This is a genomic window from Clostridium isatidis, from assembly GCF_002285495.1.
Taxonomy (GTDB): Bacteria; Bacillota; Clostridia; order Clostridiales; family Clostridiaceae; genus Clostridium; species Clostridium isatidis.
The window spans coordinates 1,800,006-1,821,481 of record NZ_CP016786.1 but is presented as its reverse complement, the minus strand read 5'-3'; the positions used below and the strand labels follow the sequence as shown (position 1 = coordinate 1,821,481).

Below are 21,476 nucleotides of genomic sequence, written 5' to 3'. Positions count from 1 at the left end.
GGAGTTGGGGTGATTTATCAAAAAAGAAATTAATATATAAAATCGAGGCTTGCCTCGATTTTTTTGTTTTATCCTAATTGTTCTTGCAAATAATTGAATGTAATTGATTTTGTAATAATAAAAAGATATACTATAATAAGTAAATTAAACTAGGAGGTACGGCAAAATGGCTAATGTTTTAGATGAGTTACTAGAACGTGGTTACATAAAACAATTTACTCATGAAGAAGAAACTAGAGAGTTATTAGATAAGGAGAAAATAACTTTTTATATAGGTTTTGATCCAACAGCTGATAGTTTACATGTAGGGCATTTTATTGCCTTAATGTTTATGGCACATATGCAAAAGGCTGGACATAGACCAATAGCTCTTATAGGTGGTGGAACTGCTATGGTAGGAGATCCATCAGGAAAAACTGATATGAGAGCAATGCTTACTAAGGAGCAAATTGATCACAATGTTGAAGCAATAAAAAAGCAAATGGAAAGATTTATTGATTTCAGCGATGGTAAGGCTTTATTAGTAAACAATGGAGACTGGTTATTAAATTTAAATTATGTAGATTTCCTAAGAGAAGTAGGGGTTCATTTCTCAGTAAATAGAATGTTAACTGCGGAATGTTTTAAGCAAAGATTAGAAAGAGGTCTTTCTTTCTTAGAATTTAACTATATGTTAATGCAAGGATATGACTTCTATGTATTAAATCAAAAATACGGTTGTAAAATGCAATTAGGTGGAGACGACCAATGGTCAAATATGATTGCTGGAGTTGAGCTTGTTAGAAGAAAGGCTCAAGGTCAAGCTATGGCAATGACATGTACCTTATTAACTAATAGCCAAGGTCAAAAAATGGGTAAGACAGTTGGAGGAGCTTTATGGCTTGATCCTAATAAAACTTCACCATTTGATTTCTATCAATACTGGAGAAATGTTGATGATGCAGATGTTAAAAAGTGCTTAATGCTTTTAACTTTTGTTCCAGTTGAAGAAATAAATGAAATTACAAATGTTGAAGGTGCTGCTATAAATGAAGCCAAGAAGAGACTTGCTTTTGAAGTTACTAAATTAGTTCATGGAGAAGAAGAAGCACTAAAAGCTAAATCAGCAGCAGAAGCCTTATTCTCAGGCGGGGTAGATATGTCTAATGTTCCTACTGTAAAAATAGCTAGAGATAAGTTAGGTTCAACTTTACTTGATATAATTGCTCAAACTAAAATTGTTCCTTCAAAAGCAGAAGGAAGAAGATTAATACAACAAAATGGACTTTCTTTAAATGGAGAAAAAGTAACAGATCTTGCTAAAACATTAGAAGAAGCAGACTTTAAAGATGGATTTGCTTTAATTAAAAGAGGAAAGAAGAATTATCATAAGATTGAGATAGAGTAAAAGTAACAGGTAAGGCTGATTTTATTGGAATTAAAATCGGCCTTACCTGTTAATTATTTATAATAGATTTGTTATGATTATTTGAAAGAGGAAGTTTTATTGTTGAAATTATTGTATCACCATTGTCTAGTTTTATTATGCCATCATGCTCTTTTATTATTTCTTTACATAAATATAACCCCAAGCCTGTACTAGATAAATCCTCAGAAGTATTAGATTTAACAAATGGTTCAAAGATATGTTGATATACATAATCTGGAATAGGATTTGCTTCGTTTATTATATCAATAATATAAAAATTATCACAAATATATGAATTAACAATTATAATAGTACTTTCAATAGAATATTTTATTGCATTATCAAGTAAGTTTATTAATACTTCTTTTATTTTATTTGCTTTTATAGAAATTTCTCCGCTTTCTAAAATAGTGTAAATATTTAAATTGTATTTTTTAGCTTTTATATTCATATCTGAAGAAATGGATTCAATTAAAGGTGCAATATCCATACTAATAAATTCTTCATTTATTGATGATAAGCCCTTTGAAATATTGATTATTTCAAGTACAAGTTTATTTAGACGATTACTTTCAGAGTATATTCTATCAAGGGCATGAACTTTAAAATTCTCGTCATCAACTATATTTTGTATTATCATTTCAGAATATCCCATTATAGAAGTAAGGGGAGTTTTTAATTCATGTGTTACAGTGTCAAAAAATATTTTTCTGCTTAAGGCTAATTTTTCAACCTTTTCTTTTTCCTTCTCTATTTCTAAAATTTGTTCCTGAATTTTTGTTTTCATATTAATAAATTCTTTAGATAAAATAGATATTTCATCATTACCTTTTATATCTATATTTATATTATAATTTCCTTCACTTAACTTTTTAGAAGCATAAGTTAAAGTTTCTATAGGCTTGACTATCTTATTTGTAAGCCTATAGGAAATAAAAAATATAAAAATAATAAGGGATATTTCGATTAATGTTAATGTGTTAATAGCTTTTTTATATTCCATAAATAAAATTGAATAATCTTTAGTTAGATTTATAATACCTATATAAGATTGATTTATTATCAAGGGATATGATATTAAACCAGTGAGAGAATTTTTGCTATATTTTATATTAACTATTGTTTTTCCTTCGTTAATTTCATTAAGATTTTCAGAAAACTCAATATAATCTTCTGATAAATTACTGGAAATTACCTTGCCATTAACATCACAAATTCTTAGCTTGCTTTCATAATTTAATGAAATATATTCTATTAGATAATCAGCCTCTTGTACTAATGCTATATCTTTGAATATATAGTCCCTTATAGATAAAGTATATTTTATTGATTCTCGAGCACTTTTAGTGACTTCCTTTAAGGAGTTTATTATTGAATTCTCCATATTATCTTTTAAAATTTTTCTAACTGAAATATTAAGGGATAAGCCTAGAAAAATCATAATAACAGTTATTATTAAGGTAAATTTATATTTTATTTTCATAGATTTACCTCGTAATATAACCAACAGAAAATACTGTTTCAATTATTGATGCTTCTCCAGGGGTGTCCAATTTGCTTCTAAGTCTTCTTATATGAATGTCCACTGTTCTAATATCGCCATCATAAGAAAATTCCCAAACATTATCTATAAGCTGCTCTCTGGAAAAGACCTTGTTCCTATTTTGAACAAAAAACTCTAAAAGTTCATATTCCTTAGGTTTAAGTTTTACTACTTTATCATCTTTTAAAACAGTTCTGTTTTTAAAGTTTATCTTTATAGAATTATTTATATTGATAAAGTTGGAATTAAAGTTTTGGGATGACTTTTCTATTCTTCTAAATACAGCTTTTATTCTGCTTAAGACTTCTTTTATATGAAAGGGTTTAGTTATATAGTCATCAGCCCCTAGTTCTAATCCTAATACTTTATCTACAATGTCATTTTTAGCCGTAAGTATTATTATTGGAATAGGGTATTTAGAACTTATTTCCTTACATAAATCGAAGCCGTCACCATCAGGTAAATTTAAATCAAGTAAAATTAAATCAGGAGTATTTATATTTAGATATTCTTTAGCCTCTTCTAAAGTAAATGAACTAAAAGGATTATATCCCTCAGATTTTAAACTATGAAAAAGTATATCATTTATTGATTTATCATCTTCCACTATTAATATTTGATTATTCATATAAACATCTCCTTTAGTTATATATTTAATTATATGGTATATATGGTTTATTTTTGAATAAGAATGCAAAAAGAACTTGTATCTTTAATAAATGGACATATAGTCTTATTCATATATGTCCATTTTTTTAGCTTAATATTTCATTTTTATGGTGTAAATTGCCTATAAACTGAGTATGCAACTCCATTTTTTAGTTCAATCCAGCATAAGGTTCTTCTGTTTGTTTTTTCATTGTTATATGGAGTATATAAATTAATATAGTTTTTAAAATCATTAAAGGAAGCTGTATTAGGTATAGTATAGCTGCTTGAGGGTGGAAGTTCATATCCTAAGAATAAAAAATCATTAGGTAATAACTGAAAGCTGCAACTATCAGAAATTTCATAAGTGATTAATTCACTATCATTATTTCTTATATAATAGCCGTTAGGATAATATGGAGTTCCATCTTCATCATATAAAAGAATTTTATTGTCTTTTAAGGCTTCTTTTGAAGCTGTTTCAGTTCCCCAATAAAACTCAACGAGATCAACATCGATATAACTTTTACCATTAATAGTATAGATGTTTTGAATAGATCCTATTTGCTTATCATAGATAACTTCTTTAACAGTTAAAGTGAGTTGTATTTTTCTTCCATATTCAGCATTAAAGCCGTAATAATCAAAGCTTCCTATATTAGTCGTATCTGCCTTTTGATAATCCCAGATTATAGGTAGATCTATTGATTTGTTATTTATAACTGTAGTCACTGTATTAGGAAAATAATATTCTAAATCTTGATAAATACTATCATTAATTTTTATAATTTCAAATTTTGAAGAAATTTCTTCAGCTATCTTTGTCATATTTTCAACATCTACATTATTCGAAATAGCACTTTTAATTAAAAAATAAGCATCATCTAATCTATTCGCTTCTAAATAAATATCTTTAATTTTTAAATATAAATTTTTATTTGATTTATCTAATTCTAGAGCTTTATTAAAATAAGCATTAGCTTCATCATATCTTTCATCGTTAAGGAGTTTTTTACCTTTATTTATTAGTTCGCTTATTTCATCTTCTTCAAGGAGAATTTCTTTATTAGTGTTATTAGAAATTGTAATTTTTTTATTAATGTCAGTACAAGCAAAAAGAGAAATAGCTAGTGTTAATAAAGCAAGCATATTAATTTGTTTTATTAATTTTTTATTCATAACCAATTTCCTTTGCTATTATTTTTATGGCAAGTATTGTTCATAAATTTTATAAACTACATTATTAGAGTTGTTTCTTATCCAAACCGGATCAGGTAAAAAATATTCTCCATTTTCATTTATTCTAGCTTTTCCATCTTTAATAGCCTCTCTAAGGGCTTCTTCTTTACCTAAATATAGTTCAATTAAATCAAGATCAATATATAACTTTCCATTATCAATATAGAAGTCTTTTAACCAGCCTACCTGCTTATCATAAATGTTTTCTAAAACAGTAATATTCATTATTACTTTTCTACCATATTCTTCATTAAAGCCTTCATATTTAAAGCTGCCTAAATTTTCAGTATTAACAATCTCATCGTTCCAAGTTATAGGAATTGATTTTGCTTCTCCAAGTATTGTTATATTAGTGCTTTTTGGTAAAGAATAACTGCTATATTGATAAATAGAAGTAGATAAATTAATTACTTCAAATTTAGAAGAGATCTCTTGAAGGATTAATTTCATATTTTCAATATCAACATTATTTGATATTGCAGTTCTTATAATTGCATAAGCTTCATCAAGCATATTTGCAGATAGATATTTATTTTTTATTCGCAAATAGGTATCTTTATTTGATTTATCTAGATAAATAGCTTTATTAAAGCTTTCTTTTGCTTCTTCAAGTTTTCCTTCATCTAAGAGTTTTTCACCTGTAGTTATAGCTTCTGTGATTTCTCCTTCTTCTAACAAAAGTACTTTTTCCGTATCTTCGAATAAAGTAATTTTTTTAGAATTATTGCTACAAGAGATAGTGATTAATGGAATGAATAAAACAATAAAAAGTAATAATTTTTTTTTGTTTTTTGTAGAAGATAAACTCATATTAAAACCTCCCAAAATTTCTATTATCCTATGTTTTTATATTACTCTTAAAAAATTTCTAAATATAATAATTATATTTCTAAAATGTTTCCAAATATACTAAGTATATAAAAAGACAGTAGATATACTTTTAACTTATCTACTGCCTTGATAAAGTAATAATGCTATTTTAAGATTGAATTATGGTCTGTATTGTTGATAAACTTTATATCCTTCTCCATTCTCTGTATCTATCCAGAGACTTAACTCAAAATAAAGATCTTTGACATAGTCTATAAATTCTTCAGATGATACTTCAACTAAATTTGCACCTTTAGTACTATAGGGATCTATAATATGATAACAAATATAAAAAGTAGCAGTATCTTTGATTTTATAGCTTGTTAGAGTATTATAATTATTTCTAATATAATAACCATCTGGAACAAAAAATTTTCCGTCTTCATAATAGCCAGCTCCATCCTTTAATGCTTCTATAACAGCTTCTTCTCCAAAGAATATTTCTGCTTCATCTAAGACTATAAATAGTTCATTATTTTCATAGTATATATTTTTTAGAAAGCCAAATCTACTGTCATATTTTAATTCTTCAGAACTAATAGGACTACTTTCTTCTGATTGATCTATATCCTCTTCATCCATATCCTTAGATGGCACAATAAACGCATCCTCTTCCGTAGAAATTATATTTTCTTCTTTTGAATTATTTTCCTTCTTAACTTCTTCAATCTGATTATTATTTAGATTTTTATTAGAATTTTCAATAGGTGCTTTACAAGCACTAAAAAGCATTATAACAAGAAAGGTTAAAAGAATTAATAATTTTTTATGCATATTACATCTCCTATAAAAAAATTTCTATACTCCTATATTATTTATAAGAAATTTCTAAATATAATAATTTTATTTCTAACTTATTTCCAAAGGGACTTCTATTAAGAAAAGTGCATTAACATTCGATATTATAAATAATAGATAATGTTGATGGGGTGGGATAATGGCTGGAATTTACAATATAGGGAATGTTTATAATAGTAACAATAAAAAAGTATCTAGTAAGCTCAGCTTTGATGTTGGAGATAAGTTTTCAGGAAAAATAGTAAAAGTCGGAGAAGGCAATGAAGTTTTAATAAAACTATTAGACGGATGGCAGTTTTTAGCGGAATTAGATGAAAATATTACTGCTATGCTGGATGTTCTTCAAAAATTTGAAGTAGAAGGTTTTGAAAATGGTAAGTTAAAATTAAAGCTGATAAATAAAGAAAGTGAAGGAGAAGGACTAGCTCAAAAAGATCTTACTGAACTGGTTGCTAAGGGAAGTTATAGTAAAAATGATAAGCTTCTTTTAGAATCTATGCTTAAATTTAACATTCCTTTAACTAAAAAAAATATAAAAGACATACAGGGAATAATTCAATTTTTAGATAGAATTAATAACAATCCAGAAGAAATAGATAAATTTATTCAAAATTATTTACTAGGCAAGGGAATTAGTGAAGGATCGGAAAAGGGAGAGAAAATTTTTAATTTATTAAAGAATTTCCTACAGGAATTTAAGAACTTATCTAAGGAAGACATATTATTGTTTTTAGAAAATAATATAGAATTTAATAAGGAAAATATTGAAGCTTATAATAATCTATTTAAGGGAAATAGTAAGCTGCCAGAACTATTATCAAGTTTTTCTGACATAATTAATAATGAACAGGATGATAGCGGAGTAAATAAGACCTTGTTAAGTGAAGATATTAATAATTTTGAAGAGGAAATGCTTCCAAAGGATATAGCTCCAAATAAGAGTCAAGATGGAAGTATTGAAAGTAAAATAGCTAATAAAACTTATCATAAAAATGATGTTTCTAATGCTAAAATAAGTATGTTATCCTTATTAAAATCATTATCAGGGCAATCAGAGGAAATAATAAATACTACATTAAAGGATATAATTATTAATAAAAGACTTTCCTTTACAAGCAATGAGTTTGAAAGAGTACTTAATGAGATAAATAAACTAGACGCAAAAGAATTTATCAATAATTTAATAAAGACAATGAATGATTTTGAAGAAATAGGACCTAGAGGACTAGTAGACGATTTTAGTAATTATGTTAATAAAAGAAATTACGAAGTTTCAGGATTTAAATCATATTTAGATTTTACTAAGACAGAATTAGAATTTGCATTATCTAAAGAATTAGGTAGTAGAATAGAATTAATGAATGATGAATTTACTAAATTAAAAGATGCAATTAATTTAAAATATCAAAGCTTATTAGAAGAAAATTTAATATATACAGAAAATAAGGAAGCCGAAAACAGTGAAATAGCAAATATTCAAAATGAAAATTATATAGAAACTAATGAGAATGCAATAAATAATAAGGAAATAATAAATAATAAAAATGTATCTAATGATAATATAAATAAAGAAAATAATATTAATGAAGCTTTAAATAAGGATATATTAGATAAGGAAATAATAAAGGGGAATTTAACATCAAAAGAGCAGGTAGAAGTATCAATAAGTAAGGCTGGGGAAGAAAATAAAAGTATTATTAAAGAAGCTTTATCAATTTTAAAAAGTGAAGGTCAGTTAACAGAAAAGGTTATTGATATAATTAAGAATAATTTTAATGAAATAAAGCTATTTAATAAATTTAGTGAAGAATATTATTATGGACAATTTCCAGTTACAGTTAAAGATAATGAATACCCTTGTAAGATAATAGTTAAAGACAATAGAAAAAAAGGAAAGAAAATAGACAGCAAGAATGTAAAAATGATTATTACAATAGATACAAAAAATCTTGGAACAATTGACAGCTATGTAATGGTAAAAGATAAAAATATAAATATTAACTTAAAATGTGATGAAGATTCTGTTAAAATAATAAACATGAGCAAAATAATATTAGAAAGAAATATTGAAAACATGGGCTTTAATGTTAATATTAACGTATCAAAAAAAGAGAAAGAAGTTTCACTTACGACTTGTAGGGACTTTTTCAATACAGGAGTAAGCCTAAGATTAGATAGAAAGGTCTAAGAAAGATTTTGTGCTGCAAAATCTTTCAGTTTATAGTGATAAGTTTATTGTGCACAGTTAAAAATGAAATTTATAAGAAGCTTCTAAAATTTTAGAATATAAATTAATTAATTTAAGAATTGTTGAATTATTATAACATTTTTGAATTATGAATTGTGCATTGATTTTGGGGGTATATATGAAAGATATAAAAAAAGCGGCTGCTTTAAAATATGAAGAAAATTCAATAGCTCCAATAGTTACTGCAAGTGGTATGGGGCATATTGCCGATAAAATAATAGAAAAGGCAGAGGAGAATGATGTTCCGATAGTTTATAATAAGGAACTGTCCGATTTGCTTAGCAATGTAGATGTTGGCGAATATATTCCTCCAGATCTTTACGAAGCAGTAGCGCATATAATAGCCTATGTAGCGGACTTAGATAGAAAGATTGGCGGTGATAGGTAATGGCATTATATGCTATTTCAGATCTTCATCTTGCTTTTACAACAGATAAACCAATGGACATATTTGGTGAAAAGTGGTTTAAGCATGATGAAAAAATTAAAAATAATTGGCTTAAAAAAATTAAGGAAGAAGATACAGTTCTTATTGCGGGAGATGTGTCTTGGTCTATGAATTCTAAGGAAAGTAAGGAAGATTTAGATTGGCTGGATTCTTTGCCAGGAAGAAAAATTGTATCTAAGGGAAATCATGATTATTGGTGGACTGGAATTACAAAATTAAATAGTTTATATGAAAATACTAAATTTTTACAAAACAATTTTTATATATATGAAGATTATGCTATTTGTGGTTCCAGGGGATGGATTTTAAATACTTCAGATAAATTTACTCAAAAGGATCAAAAAATATTAAATAGGGAAATAATAAGATTAAGATTGTCTTTAGATGCAGCTGTAAAAAGTGGATATAATAAAATAATCGTTATGATACATTACCCACCAGTCAATGAAAAAAAAGAAGCTTCTATTTTTACAGATTTATTTAAAGAATATAATGTAGAAAAAGTAATATATGGTCATATTCATGGTCCAGCTTTGGCAAATGTGTTAGATGGAGAATTTGATGGGATAGAATATATAATGACTGCCTGTGATTACTTAGATTTTAATCCTAGAAAAATACTTTAAACAGTGTGAATTTAGTGTGGAGTTAGGAGTTTGGAGTGTGGAGTTGAACTTAGTTAGAAGATTTGACTTAGTAGTAAAGTCGAATCTTTTTTTATTTTTTGCTTATAAAGCAAATAAATTTAAAGAGTTAATTAATAATGATTATTTTAGAAGAATTACAATTGATAAAAAAATATCAAAAAAGTTTATGATGTTATTGACAATCAATATCAATTGAATATAATTATATATAGGTGGAAATTTTGTGCAAGGGGGAACTATATATGACAGTTTATAATTTAAAGGTCGGAGAAAAAGGCACAGTAAAAGAGGTTCTTGGAGATAAGAAATTAGCAAAGAGATTATTAGCATTAGGATGTGTAAAAGGAACGGAGCTTGAGGTTAAGATGGTTGCACCTTTAGGAGATCCTATTTTAGTTTCTTTTAGAGGATTTGATTTGGCTATAAGAAAAAAAGATGCTAAGAATATACATTTAAGTAAATAAGGGGTGGAAGTATGATAAATGCAGCATTAATAGGGAATCCTAATACAGGTAAAACAACTGTATTTAATGCCTTAACTGGTTCAAAACAATATGTAGGAAACTGGCCAGGAGTAACAATAGATAAGAAGTATGGATTTTTAAATAAAAATATAAAAATAGTAGATTTACCTGGTATTTATGCTATGGATACCTTCTCTAATGAAGAAAAGATATCAAGACAATATTTAGAACAAGATGATGTAGATGTAATTTTAAATGTTGTTGATGCAACAAACCTTGAAAGAAATTTATATTTAACAACTCAATTAATGGAGTTTAATAAACCAATCATTATATTACTTAATATGATGGATATTGCTAAAAAAAGAGGAGTAGACATTGATTGTCAAAAGCTTGGAAAGGAATTAGGAGTTACTGTTCTTCCAATATCAGCTAAAACTAAAGAGGGGTTAGATAAAATAGAAGAAACAGTAATGAATGTAAAAGGCAGTGTAGTAAAATATAACTTAAAATTTAACTCTGAAAATGAAACTTACAGCTATTTAAATAAGATAATAAAAAATAGCTTAAAAAATCCAGGAAAGACTAAAAAATTTGTAACAAAAGTAGATAAAATAATACTAAATCCTATACTAGCTTATCCAATTTTCCTTTTGGCACTATTAGTAGTATTTAAGTTTACTTTTAATTGGTTTGGACAACCTTTAGCAGATATGTTAGATGCTTTCGTGGCAGATACTTTAACACCATATATAGGAGGATTTTTAGAAAATTCTTCAGAATGGTTTCAATCATTAATTTTAGATGGTATCGTTGCAGGAGTTGGTGGAGTTATAGTATTCTTCCCAATAGTATTTGCTTTATTCTTAGGAGTATGTTTCCTAGAAGATAGTGGATATATGTCAAGAGTAGCCTTTTTAATGGATAGAATTATGAGAAGAATTGGATTATCTGGAAAGGCATTTATTCCAATTATAATGGGCTTTGGATGTTCAGCACCAGCAATAATGGCAACTAGAACATTAGAAAGTGAAAAGGATAGAAAGATGACAGCATTAATTGCACCTCTTGTTTCATGTGGAGCAAGATTGCCAGTATATGCCTTATTTGCATCAATCTTTTTTGAAAAAAATCAAGATTTAGTAGTTATGTCTTTATATTTGTTAGGAATTATAGTAGCAATATTAATTGGATTTTTATTTAAAAATACATTATTTAAAAAAGATGAAGAACCTTTTATATTAGAATTACCTGAATATAAACTTCCAAGTTTTAAAACATTAATATTAAATGCTTGGGAAAAGTCAAAGGGCTTTATTGTTAGAGCGGGAACATTAATCTTTGGAATTTCTATATTAGTTTGGTTTTTAACTTACTTCAATATGAATGGATTTACAACAGAAATAGATTCAAGCTTCCTTGCAGCCTTAGGAGGAATAGTTGCTCCAATTTTTGCTCCATTAGGCTTTGGCACATGGCAGGCAGGAGTATCAATACTTTCCGGTTTAGCAGCTAAAGAAGTTATTATAGGAACTATGGAAATAGTTTATGGGGATCTAGCTGTAGTATTACCAACAGTATTTAGCACAATAACAGCATATGCTTTCTTAATATTTGTATCATTATATACACCTTGCTTTGCAGTTATTGGAGTTATGAAACATGAATATGGAACTAAAATGATGTGGCTGTCAGTTAGCTATCAATTTGCATTAGCTTGGATTTGTTCATATATTTTTAAGTTTGCAGCAACTTTAATCACAGGAGTAGCAACAGGAGCTGATATAATTCAATTCCTAATAATTGGAGCTGTAGTAGCAGCAGCTATTTTTGGATTAATTAAATACTTTAATAAAGAAGAGCTTGGGCAAACTGCTCATGTTAGCAAATAAATTTAGTAATTAAAAATAGAAATTTATATGATACTGTTGACAAATGCTAAGAAATTAATATAAACTTAGAATTTGAGATATAAATTAATATTTTTGATTACAAAAAAAAGAAGTTATTCTGGGACATTTTTGATATTGTTGTAGAATAACTTCTTTTTTAAAAAATATCTGGATTAATTTTTTATAGCTTTTTTAGAAGAAATATTAAAAGAATTTAATTGAAATAATGTATAACTTCTTATTATAAAAATTACTTTTGTGACTTTGTTACAGTTTATACAAGAAAAGTATAATATAATTATTGTATAATAAAATAATTAATTGGGGGTTATATTTATGAATAATATAAAGGTTTATACAACATCAACATGTCCATGGTGCGTTAAGGCAAAGAATTATTTAAAGAGTAATGGGATAAGCTTTGAAGAAGTAAATGTTGGACTTGATCAAGATGCAGCAAGGGAAATGGTGCAAAAAAGCGGACAAATGGGAGTTCCGGTATTAGATATTAACGGAAATATAGTTGTAGGTTTTGATAAGAAGAGAATAGATGGTATATTAGGTTTATAATAATTCTTAATATGCATTTAAGGAATGGAACTGCCTTTTATAATTAAAGACAGTTCTTTTCTTTTTATTAACAATAAAATTAGAGTTATAATAAGATATGTAATAAAGTATTAAGGAATTTATATGAGGTAAATTATGAATATTAGAAATAAGGTCTTGAGATATTATCCTTTTTTAAGAAGTCTAGATGATAAAGCTTTAGAGGAAATGTTTAATGTACTTGTTGTTAGAAGTTATGAAATTGGCAGCAGAATTTTTAATGAAAAACAAAGCTGTATAGGTTTTTCGCTTATATTATCTGGTCAAATAAGAGTCTATAAAATAGGTGATGATGGAAAAGAAATCACCTTATATAGATTAAGAAGAGGTGATAATTGTTTTAATACTGTCTTATGTGCATTAACTAATTCTGAAAGTGATTCTTTTATAGAAGTAGAAGAAAATGCATTAATTGCTCTTGTTCCCATGCCTTTCTTTAAAATGTATATATTAAATAATGTTCATTTTCTAAAATATATTTTTAGAAATTTATATAACAAATTCGAAAATGTCGTAAGTGGTTTAGAAAAGGTAACCTTTGATAGTATTGAGAATAGATTGATTAATTATTTTAAAGAAAATATTGCTAAAAATAATGGCAGCAGGATAATATATGTAACTCATGAAAGAATTGCAGCTGATATAGGGACTTCTAGAGAGGTAGTCAGCAGAAAGCTTAAGGAGTTAGAAAGAAGGGATCTTGTAGAGCTTGGGAGGGGAAAGATAAAAGTAAAAAAACTTTAAAAGTAAAGTTTTTTGTAATTCATGGTGGAAAAATAATAATATTTTGTATACTAAAAAAAGAAGACTGGTTGCAATCTTCTTTTTTTAGTAACGGATAATTTAAATTGACATTTTAAAAATATACTAGTATATTAATTTGATCCTTTTAAGTTATATTTTAATTAAAAAACAACTTTGTGCTATGTAATAATCTTGAATTAAAGTTGATTATTTAATGCTGAAATAGAATTATTTAAGTTTTCAAGACTAGTTGCTTGTAAATCCATATTTGCAACAATTTCTTGGCATAATGCTGAATGTTCTTGTGAAATATTGCTTACATTATGAACAATTGATAAAACTTCATCTTTTTGAGAAGCTGCTTCAGTTAAGTTAACGATGGCAGTATCTATTTCTTGAACTGCTTCACTAATAGAGGTTTTTATATTATTAAAGCTATTTTTTGTATTAGCTAAAGTATCTTGTTGATTATCAATAGCTACGCTTCCAGCTTCCATAGCCTTTGAAGTTTCTAAAATATCAGTTTTAATATCATCTAATATTTTAGTAATGCTTTGAACTGATTGCTTAGAATTTTCAGCAAGTTTTCTAACTTCTCCAGCAACAACAGAGAATCCTTTACCAGCTTCTCCAGCTCTTGCAGCTTCAATTGCAGCATTTAATGAAAGTAAGTTTGTTTGGCTAGCGATTTGGCTTATAGAGTCTGTAATTATATTAACTGATTCTATCTTAGAAACAAGATTGTTAACTGTATTACTAACCATTTTAAAAGCATTTTGTAAATCTTTTAATGATTCATCTAATACGCTGAAGGCACTTAAACCATCATCTGCAGCTTTATCTGTATCCAATACTGTAATTTGAACATTGGTAACGTTGTAAGCTAATTGTTCCATTTTTTCGCTAAAGCTTGATAAAATACTGCTGGCATTTGATATTTCTTCAGTTTGAGTAAGCGTAGAAGATGCCAAGCTAGATAATGAGTCGTTTACATCTTGTACTGAACGAGAAATGTTAGAACTACTTTCACTTATATTTGCTATTTCTTCCTTTAAGTGATTGTTTAGGTGTAGATCAGTAGCCATTGAATCATTTTCTATAAAATCATCTTGATTTACTTCTTCTGTTGATTCAACAGCATTTTGAATATTTTTTTCTTTATTTTTTTTAGAAAATAACCCCATTTTAATACCTCCTAATATATATCCTAATTGAGTCATTTTTTATATTTTCGATTTATTTAGTTTTATCTTTAGCTGCATATATTTTAGATAAATTTTATCCCTTAGTATATTATAACATATTATCCCTTATGTATAATATATTATAACATATTATGAAAAGAATGTAGATGATATAAAAATAAAAGTTTTTAATCAATAAAATAAATCTGATTACACCTAATATTATTTTTGATATAATTATAAGGTGAAGTTTAAAGAGGGTGATTAGATATGACTGTTCAAAATTGGAAGGGATTTTTTATGCCCTATGAACAAGCGGTTGAAGAGTTAAAGGTAAAGCTTAGAAGTATAAGAAAAGAGTTTAGAAAGAAAAATGAATATTCTCCAATTGAATTTGTAACAGGGAGAGTAAAGGAAGTATCAAGTTTATTAGAAAAAGCAAATAAATTTGGTATCCCAATGGATAGATTAGAGTATGAAATTGAAGATATAGCTGGAATTAGGATTATGTGCCAGTTTGTTGATGATATAGATACTGTTGTAGAAATAATAAGAGGCAGAAAAGATATGCAGATCCTTTATGAAAAGGACTATGTGAGAGGAGTAAAGGAAAGCGGTTATAGAAGTTACCATATTATTATTAAATATCCTGTAAATATGGCAGAAGGGGAAAAAGTAATATTAGCTGAATTTCAAATAAGAACTTTATCTATGAACTTTTGGGCTACAATAGAACATTCCTTAAATTATAAGTATAAAAAGCAGTTGCCAAGTCATGTTAGGGAAAAACTAAAAAAAGCAGCAGATGCAGCCTTTGAACTAGATGAATTAATGTTGGATATTAAGGATGAAATAAAAGATGCGCAAAAGCTATTTGAAGTAAAATCAGATATAATATCAAATATTATGAATAATATTTTAATTTTACATTCTTTAGGAAAATTTGCAGAAGCAAGTAGATTTGAGCTTTCTTTAAATAAGCTAATTGAAGATGGGGAAGTACATGAGCTTAATAATCTATTAGAATTAATAAAAAAAGAAATTAGAAAATATAGAGAGTAAAAATTAATTAGATTTTAATAAATGTTCAATTTAAGTAATACAAAATAAAAGGAGTTATCAGGTTTATATTTGCCTAATAACTCCTTTTATTATGCAGATGCTATTTTAACTCAATAGTTACCCCTGCACTTGCATAACCATTTATTGGAGAAGTAGCTATTGTTGCACCTGTTCCTTGAGCTACTGCTGAGAAAACAAGGATTATTCGACTTTGTGGACAAATTTCAGGTGCATGAATATTTCTTTTAATTCCAACCAAAATACTTCCGGAAGGAACAACACCAGTTAAAGCAGGACCTAAAGTTATTTCAGTACCAGGTATTGCAGAAAAGATATTTGATGGAGGGAAGGACCTATATAATTGAGCTTTTATAACTATTGAGCCTGAAGTTATTTGTTCTGCATCAACTAAAGTGAAATCTGCAGTAATTGATCTTATTTTTATAAAATTAGATGCTGTATATGCCATATTAGTAGTGCCGCCAATTGGTACAGTAATGGTTCTACTTGGAATATCAGTTGCAGTAGTAACATTATTTCCAAAAGCTATTATTCCTACATTTGCATTTGTAGAGCTAGGCTGGATAACATCTAAAGCTACAGTGCCACCTGAAGCGTAAGGAATAAGGCTTAAGGAACCCTTACAGTTTAATATTTCAGGTTCTTTTGGACATATTTCTATGTCCCTGCATTTTCCTGGTATTTTAAATTTTTCTTCCTTTAGCAGATCAATTTCTTTTCTGACCCTTTTCTCTCTTTTGCATGGAGCTTCTTCCAAATCTTTAAGGATTTCATAAAAGAAGCGGTCAGAATCGTATTTTAAAGACAAATCATCGCAAAGTTTGTCTATATATTTTGGTTTACCCATAAAATCCTCCTTTGTTCCTTAAGGATATTTAATATAGTACATAATATTCCATTTATTGTAGAATGTTCTTTATATTAAAAGAAGAATAGTATCTTTATTTATAAATAAAAAGCTTCCACACAGTAAATCTTTGTGTAGAAGTTTTTTACTTTATAATAATTATAATAGTTTTTATTATAATATGGTTACTCCACCGTTAAGATTAGCTGCAAAGTTAAATTCGGTGTCAACTGCTGCTGGAATTGACACAGAAAAAACTAATGCCAAACGTTCTAGTTTATTTAAGGAATAATTTAAATTATCTACGCATCCGTTAAATACTGTTCCTACAACAGTACTTGAAGTGATTGATGGAGCTAGAATAATTTGAGTTCCAGGAATAGGAGCAAATATGCTGCTATTACATTGGGCTTTATATAATTGAGCTATAATTGTTATTATTGTTCCAGCTGGGATTTCTGATGGATCGGTTACGGTGGCAGATACAGCTAGAGTTTGTAGGCAACCTGCTCTAGGAAGAACAAAGGCTGTCATACCGTCATTATCAACTCCATTGATAAGTCCTGTTGGCTGTATTGTTACGAGTGCTGAATCTCCAAAACCAATAGCAGTGGAAAGAGTAGTTAAAGTCACACCATTAATTAGCTCAAATGAAAATTCTCGTTCTCCATCAGATGAATAAGGAATTATAGTTGGACCTATTTTTTTCGGCCCACATTTTGGACATTTTTTATTTTCTATATGATCTTTACAGCAGCAAAAGTGCATATTAGCTCTTTTAATTTCATCATAATATAGTTCATCAATATATCTAGTATTTTTCATATTAGTTCCCCCCTTTTTATTATCTTAGTTAGTATTTGATATAATATATAATATGATGTGAAATTAGTAATTGTTCTAATTAATATGGTTTATTTAACTTTATATGTTTAATAGAATAATTTTTTAAGTGATAGAATAAAGGCTGTTATACAACTGAAGGCGTTGTATAACAGCCTTATTTATTTTATAAGACTTTTATTTTAAAGATTTTAATATGATTATGATATAGAAATTCCTGCGCTTGCAGTAACAGGTATAGTAATTGGATCTGTTCCTGCTGCTGTTGTAGAAGTTGCTGAATAAACTAGCAATAGACGGTCTTGTTCACATAATGGATAATTTATTCCTTTAATAATACCATTAAAGGTAGTACCTGCAGCTGTAGTACTAGAAATAGCAGGGAAGGTTATTGTTGCCCCTTGAATTGGCGTAAATAGAGTGCTTCCTGCTTCAGCTCTGTATAACTGAGCGTATACAGTAACTAATCCTAGAGCAACATCTATTGCACCAGTTACTGTTAAATATGCTGTAAAGGATCTTAAGCAGCCTTCTCTTGGAACTGCAAAGGCAAAGTTACTTCCATTAACTAAATTTATAGTACCTAGAGTAGTAGCAACAGTAACAGCTCCACTGCTTCCAAAGCCAACTGCAGCAGATGCTGTAGTACCGCCTGCAGCAATAGTTAAATCAAGATCAGCTCCTGAAGCATAAGGAATCCAAGTTTCAGATGCTTTTCTATTTTTATCTATATGACACTTATAACGTGGTTGAATTTGTGCAGGACATTGGCATGATTGATATTGTTGTGGATAATGTTTTGGGCATACAGGATATTTTACACATCTAAATTTAGGTTCTCTGCGTTTCTTGCATTCTTTTTCCTTCCATTCATCCCATTCAAAATCATAATCGTCATCATATTTTTCAAATTCTTCATAATAAAGTGCGTCTATATATTTATCGATGTTCATTTAAGTTCCTCCTTTTTATTATCATAAGTTATACCCGATATACTACATATTATGATAAAAATTCTTAAATGTTCTAAGAAATACATTTGATAAATTAAATTCTTTATAAGAACTTTCTAGTAAAATTGTGGAAAATAACTATAGCTTTTTACTAGATATTATTACAAAGGAAAGAAAATATTTCAGCTATTATAAAAAATGTTCATTTAAAGGAAATATTTTATTAAAAAACCATTGACAATGATAATTATTATCATATATAATTCATTTAGTGTTGATAATTATTATCAATTGTAAAGGAGAGTTATTATGTCTAAAAATTTATCTACAAAATTACTTTTTATAATTACAGTCATATTATCTATAGTATCTCTATTTGTAGGAGTATCAGATATAAGTATTTTTAATATAGGAAAAGAGGAGTTAGACATAATACTCATAAGTCGTGTACCAAGATTAATAAGTATTTTATTTGCTGGAATAGGTATGAGTATTAGTGGAATCATAATGCAGCAGATTGGTAACAATAAATTTGTTTCACCATCAACAGCAGGAACTATAGATTCAGCAAAACTTGGGGTTTTAATGGCTCTTGTATTAATTCCAAAACCATCAACAAGCCAAAAAATAGTAATATCATTTATTTTTGCAGTTTTAGGAACTTTTATTTTTATGAGAATACTAAAAATGCTTAAGGTAAAGGATATAATATTTATTCCCCTAGTAGGGATAATGCTTGGAAATGTTGTTGGTTCAATAGCTGATTTTATAGCCTATAAAAATGATTTAAGTCAAAATATGGGTTCTTTTCTTAGGGGAAGTTTTACAACCATAATAAAAGGAAATTATGAAATGTTATATCTGACTATACCATTGCTTGTAGCAGCTTTCCTTTATGCTAATAAGTTTAACTTAATTGGTATGGGAGAAGACATATCTGTAGGACTTGGGCTTAATTACAAATTAGTAAGTAATATTGGAGTTATAATTGTATCTCTAATATCAGCTTTAGTCGTTATAGTAATTGGAAATATACCTTTTCTAGGTTTAGTTATTCCTAATATTGTTTCAATAATGAAAGGAGACAACCTTCAAAAGAATATGCCTTTTATAGCAATGCTTGGAGCAAGTTTTTTACTTGTTTGTGATATTATCAGTCGTATAATTATATTCCCTTACGAGATACCAATTGAAATGACAGTTGGTGTTATAGGAGGAGCAATATTCCTTTACTTAATCTTCAGGAGGAATAAATAATGGACAATAAGAAAAGAACAATAATTTTGCTTAGCTTATTAGCTTTGATATCCATAGCTTTATATGTATTTTGGGGCTTAAATCCTAAAATTTTAAGATACAGCTTTTACATAAGAGTGCCTAGGCTTATAGCAATTGTAATTGCCGGCAGTGCCATTGCCCTTTCCAGTATGCTCTTTCAAGGGGTTACTCAAAATAGAATAATAACTCCTAGCATAATGGGTCTTGATGCTCTATATGGCTTAGTACAGACAGTAGTTGTATTCTTGTTTGGTTCGACATCTATTGTTTTTACAAGTAAGCCTGTAAATTTTGTAGTAAACTGCAGCCTTATGTTAATACTGGCAATGATCCTATTTAAGCTGGTTTTAAAGGATGGTAAGAATAATATTTTCTTTCTGCTTTTGGTGGGAACAGTAATAGGGACTTTATTTAGAAGTATTTCAAGCTTTATGCAGGTAATTATAGATCCTAATGAATATGATGCTTTATATGCTAAGATTAATGCTTCTTTTAATTTAATAAATAAGGACATATTACTTATAGTTTTAGCAGTTGTTCTTATAATCTTTGCATTAGTTTATGAGGAAATAAGTAAAATAGAAGTTATATCATTAGGAAGAGATACAGCAATTAACCTAGGAGTTAATTATGATAAATTTACTAAAAAAATGCTTACATTTGTGTCTATTTTAGTATCTGTAGCAACAGCTTTAGTTGGCCCTATCACTTTCTTAGGTATATTAGTAGTCAATTTAACTCATGAGCTGACAAAAAGTTATAAATACAATTTGCTTATACCAGTATCAATACTGATAAGCATTATAGCCTTAGTTGGAGGTCAATTTATATTAGAAAGACTTTTAAACTTTGGAGGAACTATTAGTATAATAATTAATTTTGTTGGAGGATTATATTTTATAAGGCTATTACTTAAGGAGGGAAAAGTATGATAGAGGTAAAAAATCTTTGTAAATCATATGGAGATAAAAAAGTTGTTGATAATGTTTCCTTTAATATAGAAAAGGGAAAGATTACATCTTTTATAGGTGCTAATGGTGCAGGAAAAAGTACAATATTATCTATGATTTCAAGACTTATAGCTATGGATTTAGGCGATGTAGTTATAGATGGTAAAAATCTAAAGGACTGGGATACAAAAGAATTATCCAAAACCTTATCAATACTAAGGCAAAGCAACAATATAAATGTTAGATTAACAATCAGGGAACTTGTTTCTTTTGGTAGATTTCCTTATTGTGAAGGAAGGTTAAAGAAAGAAGACATAGAAATGGTTGATAATGCATTAGAGTATATGAGTCTAAAGGATATTGAAGATAAGTATTTAGATGAACTTAGTGGAGGTCAAAAGCAAAGAGCATTTATTGCTATGATTATAGCCCAAGATACAGAATACATAATGCTTGATGAGCCATTAAATAATCTAGATATGAAGCATTCAGTTGAAATGATGAAACTTCTTAAAAAGATGGCAGAAGATCTTGGAAAAACAATAATTCTTGTAATCCACGATATTAATTTTGCCTCTTGTTATTCAGATAATATAGTAGCTTTAAAAAATGGGAAGTTAGTAGCTAATGATACAGCTATGAACATAATTCAAAAGGATGTATTAAATGATATCTTTGATATGGACTTTAACATTCAAAATATTAATAATAAAAACATTTGTATTTATTTTTAAAATATAAATGACTTTAATATATAAAAATACTTTAGGAGGATTTTTA

The 21,476-nt window shown here is 27.8% G+C and carries 22 protein-coding genes; 13 read left to right on the top strand and 9 right to left on the bottom strand.

Features of this window, described 5'->3' with window-relative positions; translation table 11 throughout:
- The first annotated feature begins 166 nt into the window (after positions 1 to 166).
- Complete coding sequence (gene tyrS / locus BEN51_RS08630) at positions 167 to 1,387, top strand: tyrosine--tRNA ligase (protein ID WP_119865667.1); 1,221 nt, start codon at positions 167 to 169, stop codon at positions 1,385 to 1,387.
- A 49-nt stretch (positions 1,388 to 1,436) separates the two neighbouring features.
- Here tyrS and BEN51_RS08625 read toward each other — a convergent pair whose 3' ends face one another.
- The 5 genes from BEN51_RS08625 to BEN51_RS08605 form a co-directional block, all read right to left on the bottom strand.
- A complete protein-coding gene (locus BEN51_RS08625; protein ID WP_119865666.1) occupies positions 1,437 to 2,891 on the bottom strand; it encodes a HAMP domain-containing sensor histidine kinase in 1,455 nt (484 codons plus the stop codon).
- A gap of 4 nt (positions 2,892 to 2,895) precedes the next feature.
- Positions 2,896 to 3,579, bottom strand: a complete 684-nt coding sequence (locus BEN51_RS08620; protein ID WP_119865665.1) for a response regulator transcription factor — start codon at positions 3,577 to 3,579, stop codon at positions 2,896 to 2,898.
- A 146-nt stretch (positions 3,580 to 3,725) separates the two neighbouring features.
- Complete coding sequence (locus BEN51_RS08615) at positions 3,726 to 4,778, bottom strand: tetratricopeptide repeat protein (protein ID WP_119865664.1); 1,053 nt, start codon at positions 4,776 to 4,778, stop codon at positions 3,726 to 3,728.
- A gap of 24 nt (positions 4,779 to 4,802) precedes the next feature.
- The gene (locus BEN51_RS08610; protein ID WP_207652761.1) at positions 4,803 to 5,648 is read right to left on the bottom strand and encodes a tetratricopeptide repeat protein; all 846 of its coding nucleotides are present in this window, start codon (positions 5,646 to 5,648) and stop codon (positions 4,803 to 4,805) included.
- 180 nt (positions 5,649 to 5,828) lie between these two features.
- Entirely contained in the window at positions 5,829 to 6,482 is a 654-nt protein-coding gene (locus BEN51_RS08605; RefSeq protein WP_119865663.1) for a hypothetical protein, read from the bottom strand.
- Positions 6,483 to 6,645: 163 nt separating this feature from the next.
- Here BEN51_RS08605 and BEN51_RS08600 point away from each other — a divergent pair, with 163 nt between their 5' ends.
- From BEN51_RS08600 to BEN51_RS08565, 8 genes are all read left to right on the top strand, one after another.
- The gene (locus BEN51_RS08600) at positions 6,646 to 8,694 is read left to right on the top strand and encodes a hypothetical protein (RefSeq protein ID WP_119865662.1); all 2,049 of its coding nucleotides are present in this window, start codon (positions 6,646 to 6,648) and stop codon (positions 8,692 to 8,694) included.
- A 178-nt stretch (positions 8,695 to 8,872) separates the two neighbouring features.
- Positions 8,873 to 9,142: an EscU/YscU/HrcU family type III secretion system export apparatus switch protein gene (locus BEN51_RS08595; RefSeq protein ID WP_119865661.1), complete on the top strand. Its 270-nt coding sequence runs from the start codon at positions 8,873 to 8,875 to the stop codon at positions 9,140 to 9,142.
- Positions 9,142 to 9,828, top strand: coding sequence for a metallophosphoesterase (locus BEN51_RS08590; protein WP_119865660.1), 687 nt, complete (start codon positions 9,142 to 9,144; stop codon positions 9,826 to 9,828). The genes BEN51_RS08595 and BEN51_RS08590 overlap by 1 nt, the downstream gene beginning before the upstream one ends.
- A 37-nt stretch (positions 9,829 to 9,865) precedes the next feature.
- Positions 9,866 to 10,045 carry a hypothetical protein gene (locus BEN51_RS08585; RefSeq protein WP_119865659.1) on the top strand — a complete coding sequence of 60 codons (180 nt, stop codon included), beginning with the start codon at positions 9,866 to 9,868 and terminating at the stop codon, positions 10,043 to 10,045.
- A gap of 46 nt (positions 10,046 to 10,091) precedes the next feature.
- Positions 10,092 to 10,313 carry a FeoA family protein gene (locus BEN51_RS08580; RefSeq protein WP_119865658.1) on the top strand — a complete coding sequence of 74 codons (222 nt, stop codon included), beginning with the start codon at positions 10,092 to 10,094 and terminating at the stop codon, positions 10,311 to 10,313.
- Between the two features lie 11 nt (positions 10,314 to 10,324).
- Positions 10,325 to 12,205, top strand: a complete 1,881-nt coding sequence (gene feoB / locus BEN51_RS08575; RefSeq protein WP_119865657.1) for a ferrous iron transport protein B — start codon at positions 10,325 to 10,327, stop codon at positions 12,203 to 12,205.
- 336 nt (positions 12,206 to 12,541) lie between these two features.
- The gene (locus BEN51_RS08570; protein WP_119865656.1) at positions 12,542 to 12,775 is read left to right on the top strand and encodes a glutaredoxin family protein; all 234 of its coding nucleotides are present in this window, start codon (positions 12,542 to 12,544) and stop codon (positions 12,773 to 12,775) included.
- Positions 12,776 to 12,910: 135 nt separating this feature from the next.
- The gene (locus BEN51_RS08565) at positions 12,911 to 13,558 is read left to right on the top strand and encodes a Crp/Fnr family transcriptional regulator (protein WP_119865655.1); all 648 of its coding nucleotides are present in this window, start codon (positions 12,911 to 12,913) and stop codon (positions 13,556 to 13,558) included.
- Positions 13,559 to 13,755: 197 nt separating this feature from the next.
- Here BEN51_RS08565 and BEN51_RS08560 read toward each other — a convergent pair whose 3' ends face one another.
- Positions 13,756 to 14,742, bottom strand: a complete 987-nt coding sequence (locus BEN51_RS08560) for a methyl-accepting chemotaxis protein (protein ID WP_119865654.1) — start codon at positions 14,740 to 14,742, stop codon at positions 13,756 to 13,758.
- A gap of 270 nt (positions 14,743 to 15,012) precedes the next feature.
- On the opposite strand from BEN51_RS08560, the gene yjbM reads away from it, so the two are divergent.
- Positions 15,013 to 15,804 (top strand): GTP diphosphokinase, encoded by a 792-nt coding sequence (gene yjbM / locus BEN51_RS08555; RefSeq protein WP_119865653.1) that lies wholly within the window; start codon positions 15,013 to 15,015, stop codon positions 15,802 to 15,804.
- Between the two features lie 100 nt (positions 15,805 to 15,904).
- Here the strand turns inward: yjbM and BEN51_RS08550 are convergent, their stop codons facing one another.
- From BEN51_RS08550 to BEN51_RS08540, 3 genes are all read right to left on the bottom strand, one after another.
- Complete coding sequence (locus BEN51_RS08550) at positions 15,905 to 16,672, bottom strand: hypothetical protein (protein WP_119865652.1); 768 nt, start codon at positions 16,670 to 16,672, stop codon at positions 15,905 to 15,907.
- A 174-nt stretch (positions 16,673 to 16,846) separates the two neighbouring features.
- A complete protein-coding gene (locus tag BEN51_RS08545) occupies positions 16,847 to 17,497 on the bottom strand; it encodes a hypothetical protein (RefSeq protein WP_119865651.1) in 651 nt (216 codons plus the stop codon).
- Between the two features lie 218 nt (positions 17,498 to 17,715).
- Positions 17,716 to 18,468, bottom strand: coding sequence for an exosporium glycoprotein BclB-related protein (locus BEN51_RS08540; RefSeq protein WP_119865650.1), 753 nt, complete (start codon positions 18,466 to 18,468; stop codon positions 17,716 to 17,718).
- Positions 18,469 to 18,777: 309 nt separating this feature from the next.
- Between BEN51_RS08540 and BEN51_RS08535 the strand changes: the two genes are divergently transcribed.
- The 3 genes from BEN51_RS08535 to BEN51_RS08525 are packed head-to-tail and all read left to right on the top strand — an operon-like array spanning position 18,778 to position 21,430.
- Positions 18,778 to 19,725, top strand: coding sequence for an ABC transporter permease (locus BEN51_RS08535; RefSeq protein ID WP_119865649.1), 948 nt, complete (start codon positions 18,778 to 18,780; stop codon positions 19,723 to 19,725).
- On the top strand, positions 19,725 to 20,678 hold the full coding sequence (locus BEN51_RS08530) for an iron chelate uptake ABC transporter family permease subunit (RefSeq protein WP_119865648.1): 954 nt from the start codon (positions 19,725 to 19,727) through the stop codon (positions 20,676 to 20,678). Before BEN51_RS08535 ends, BEN51_RS08530 begins: the two co-directional genes overlap by 1 nt.
- Entirely contained in the window at positions 20,675 to 21,430 is a 756-nt protein-coding gene (locus BEN51_RS08525; protein ID WP_119865647.1) for an iron ABC transporter ATP-binding protein, read from the top strand. The genes BEN51_RS08530 and BEN51_RS08525 overlap by 4 nt, the downstream gene beginning before the upstream one ends.
- The last annotated feature ends 46 nt before the right edge of the window (positions 21,431 to 21,476 follow it).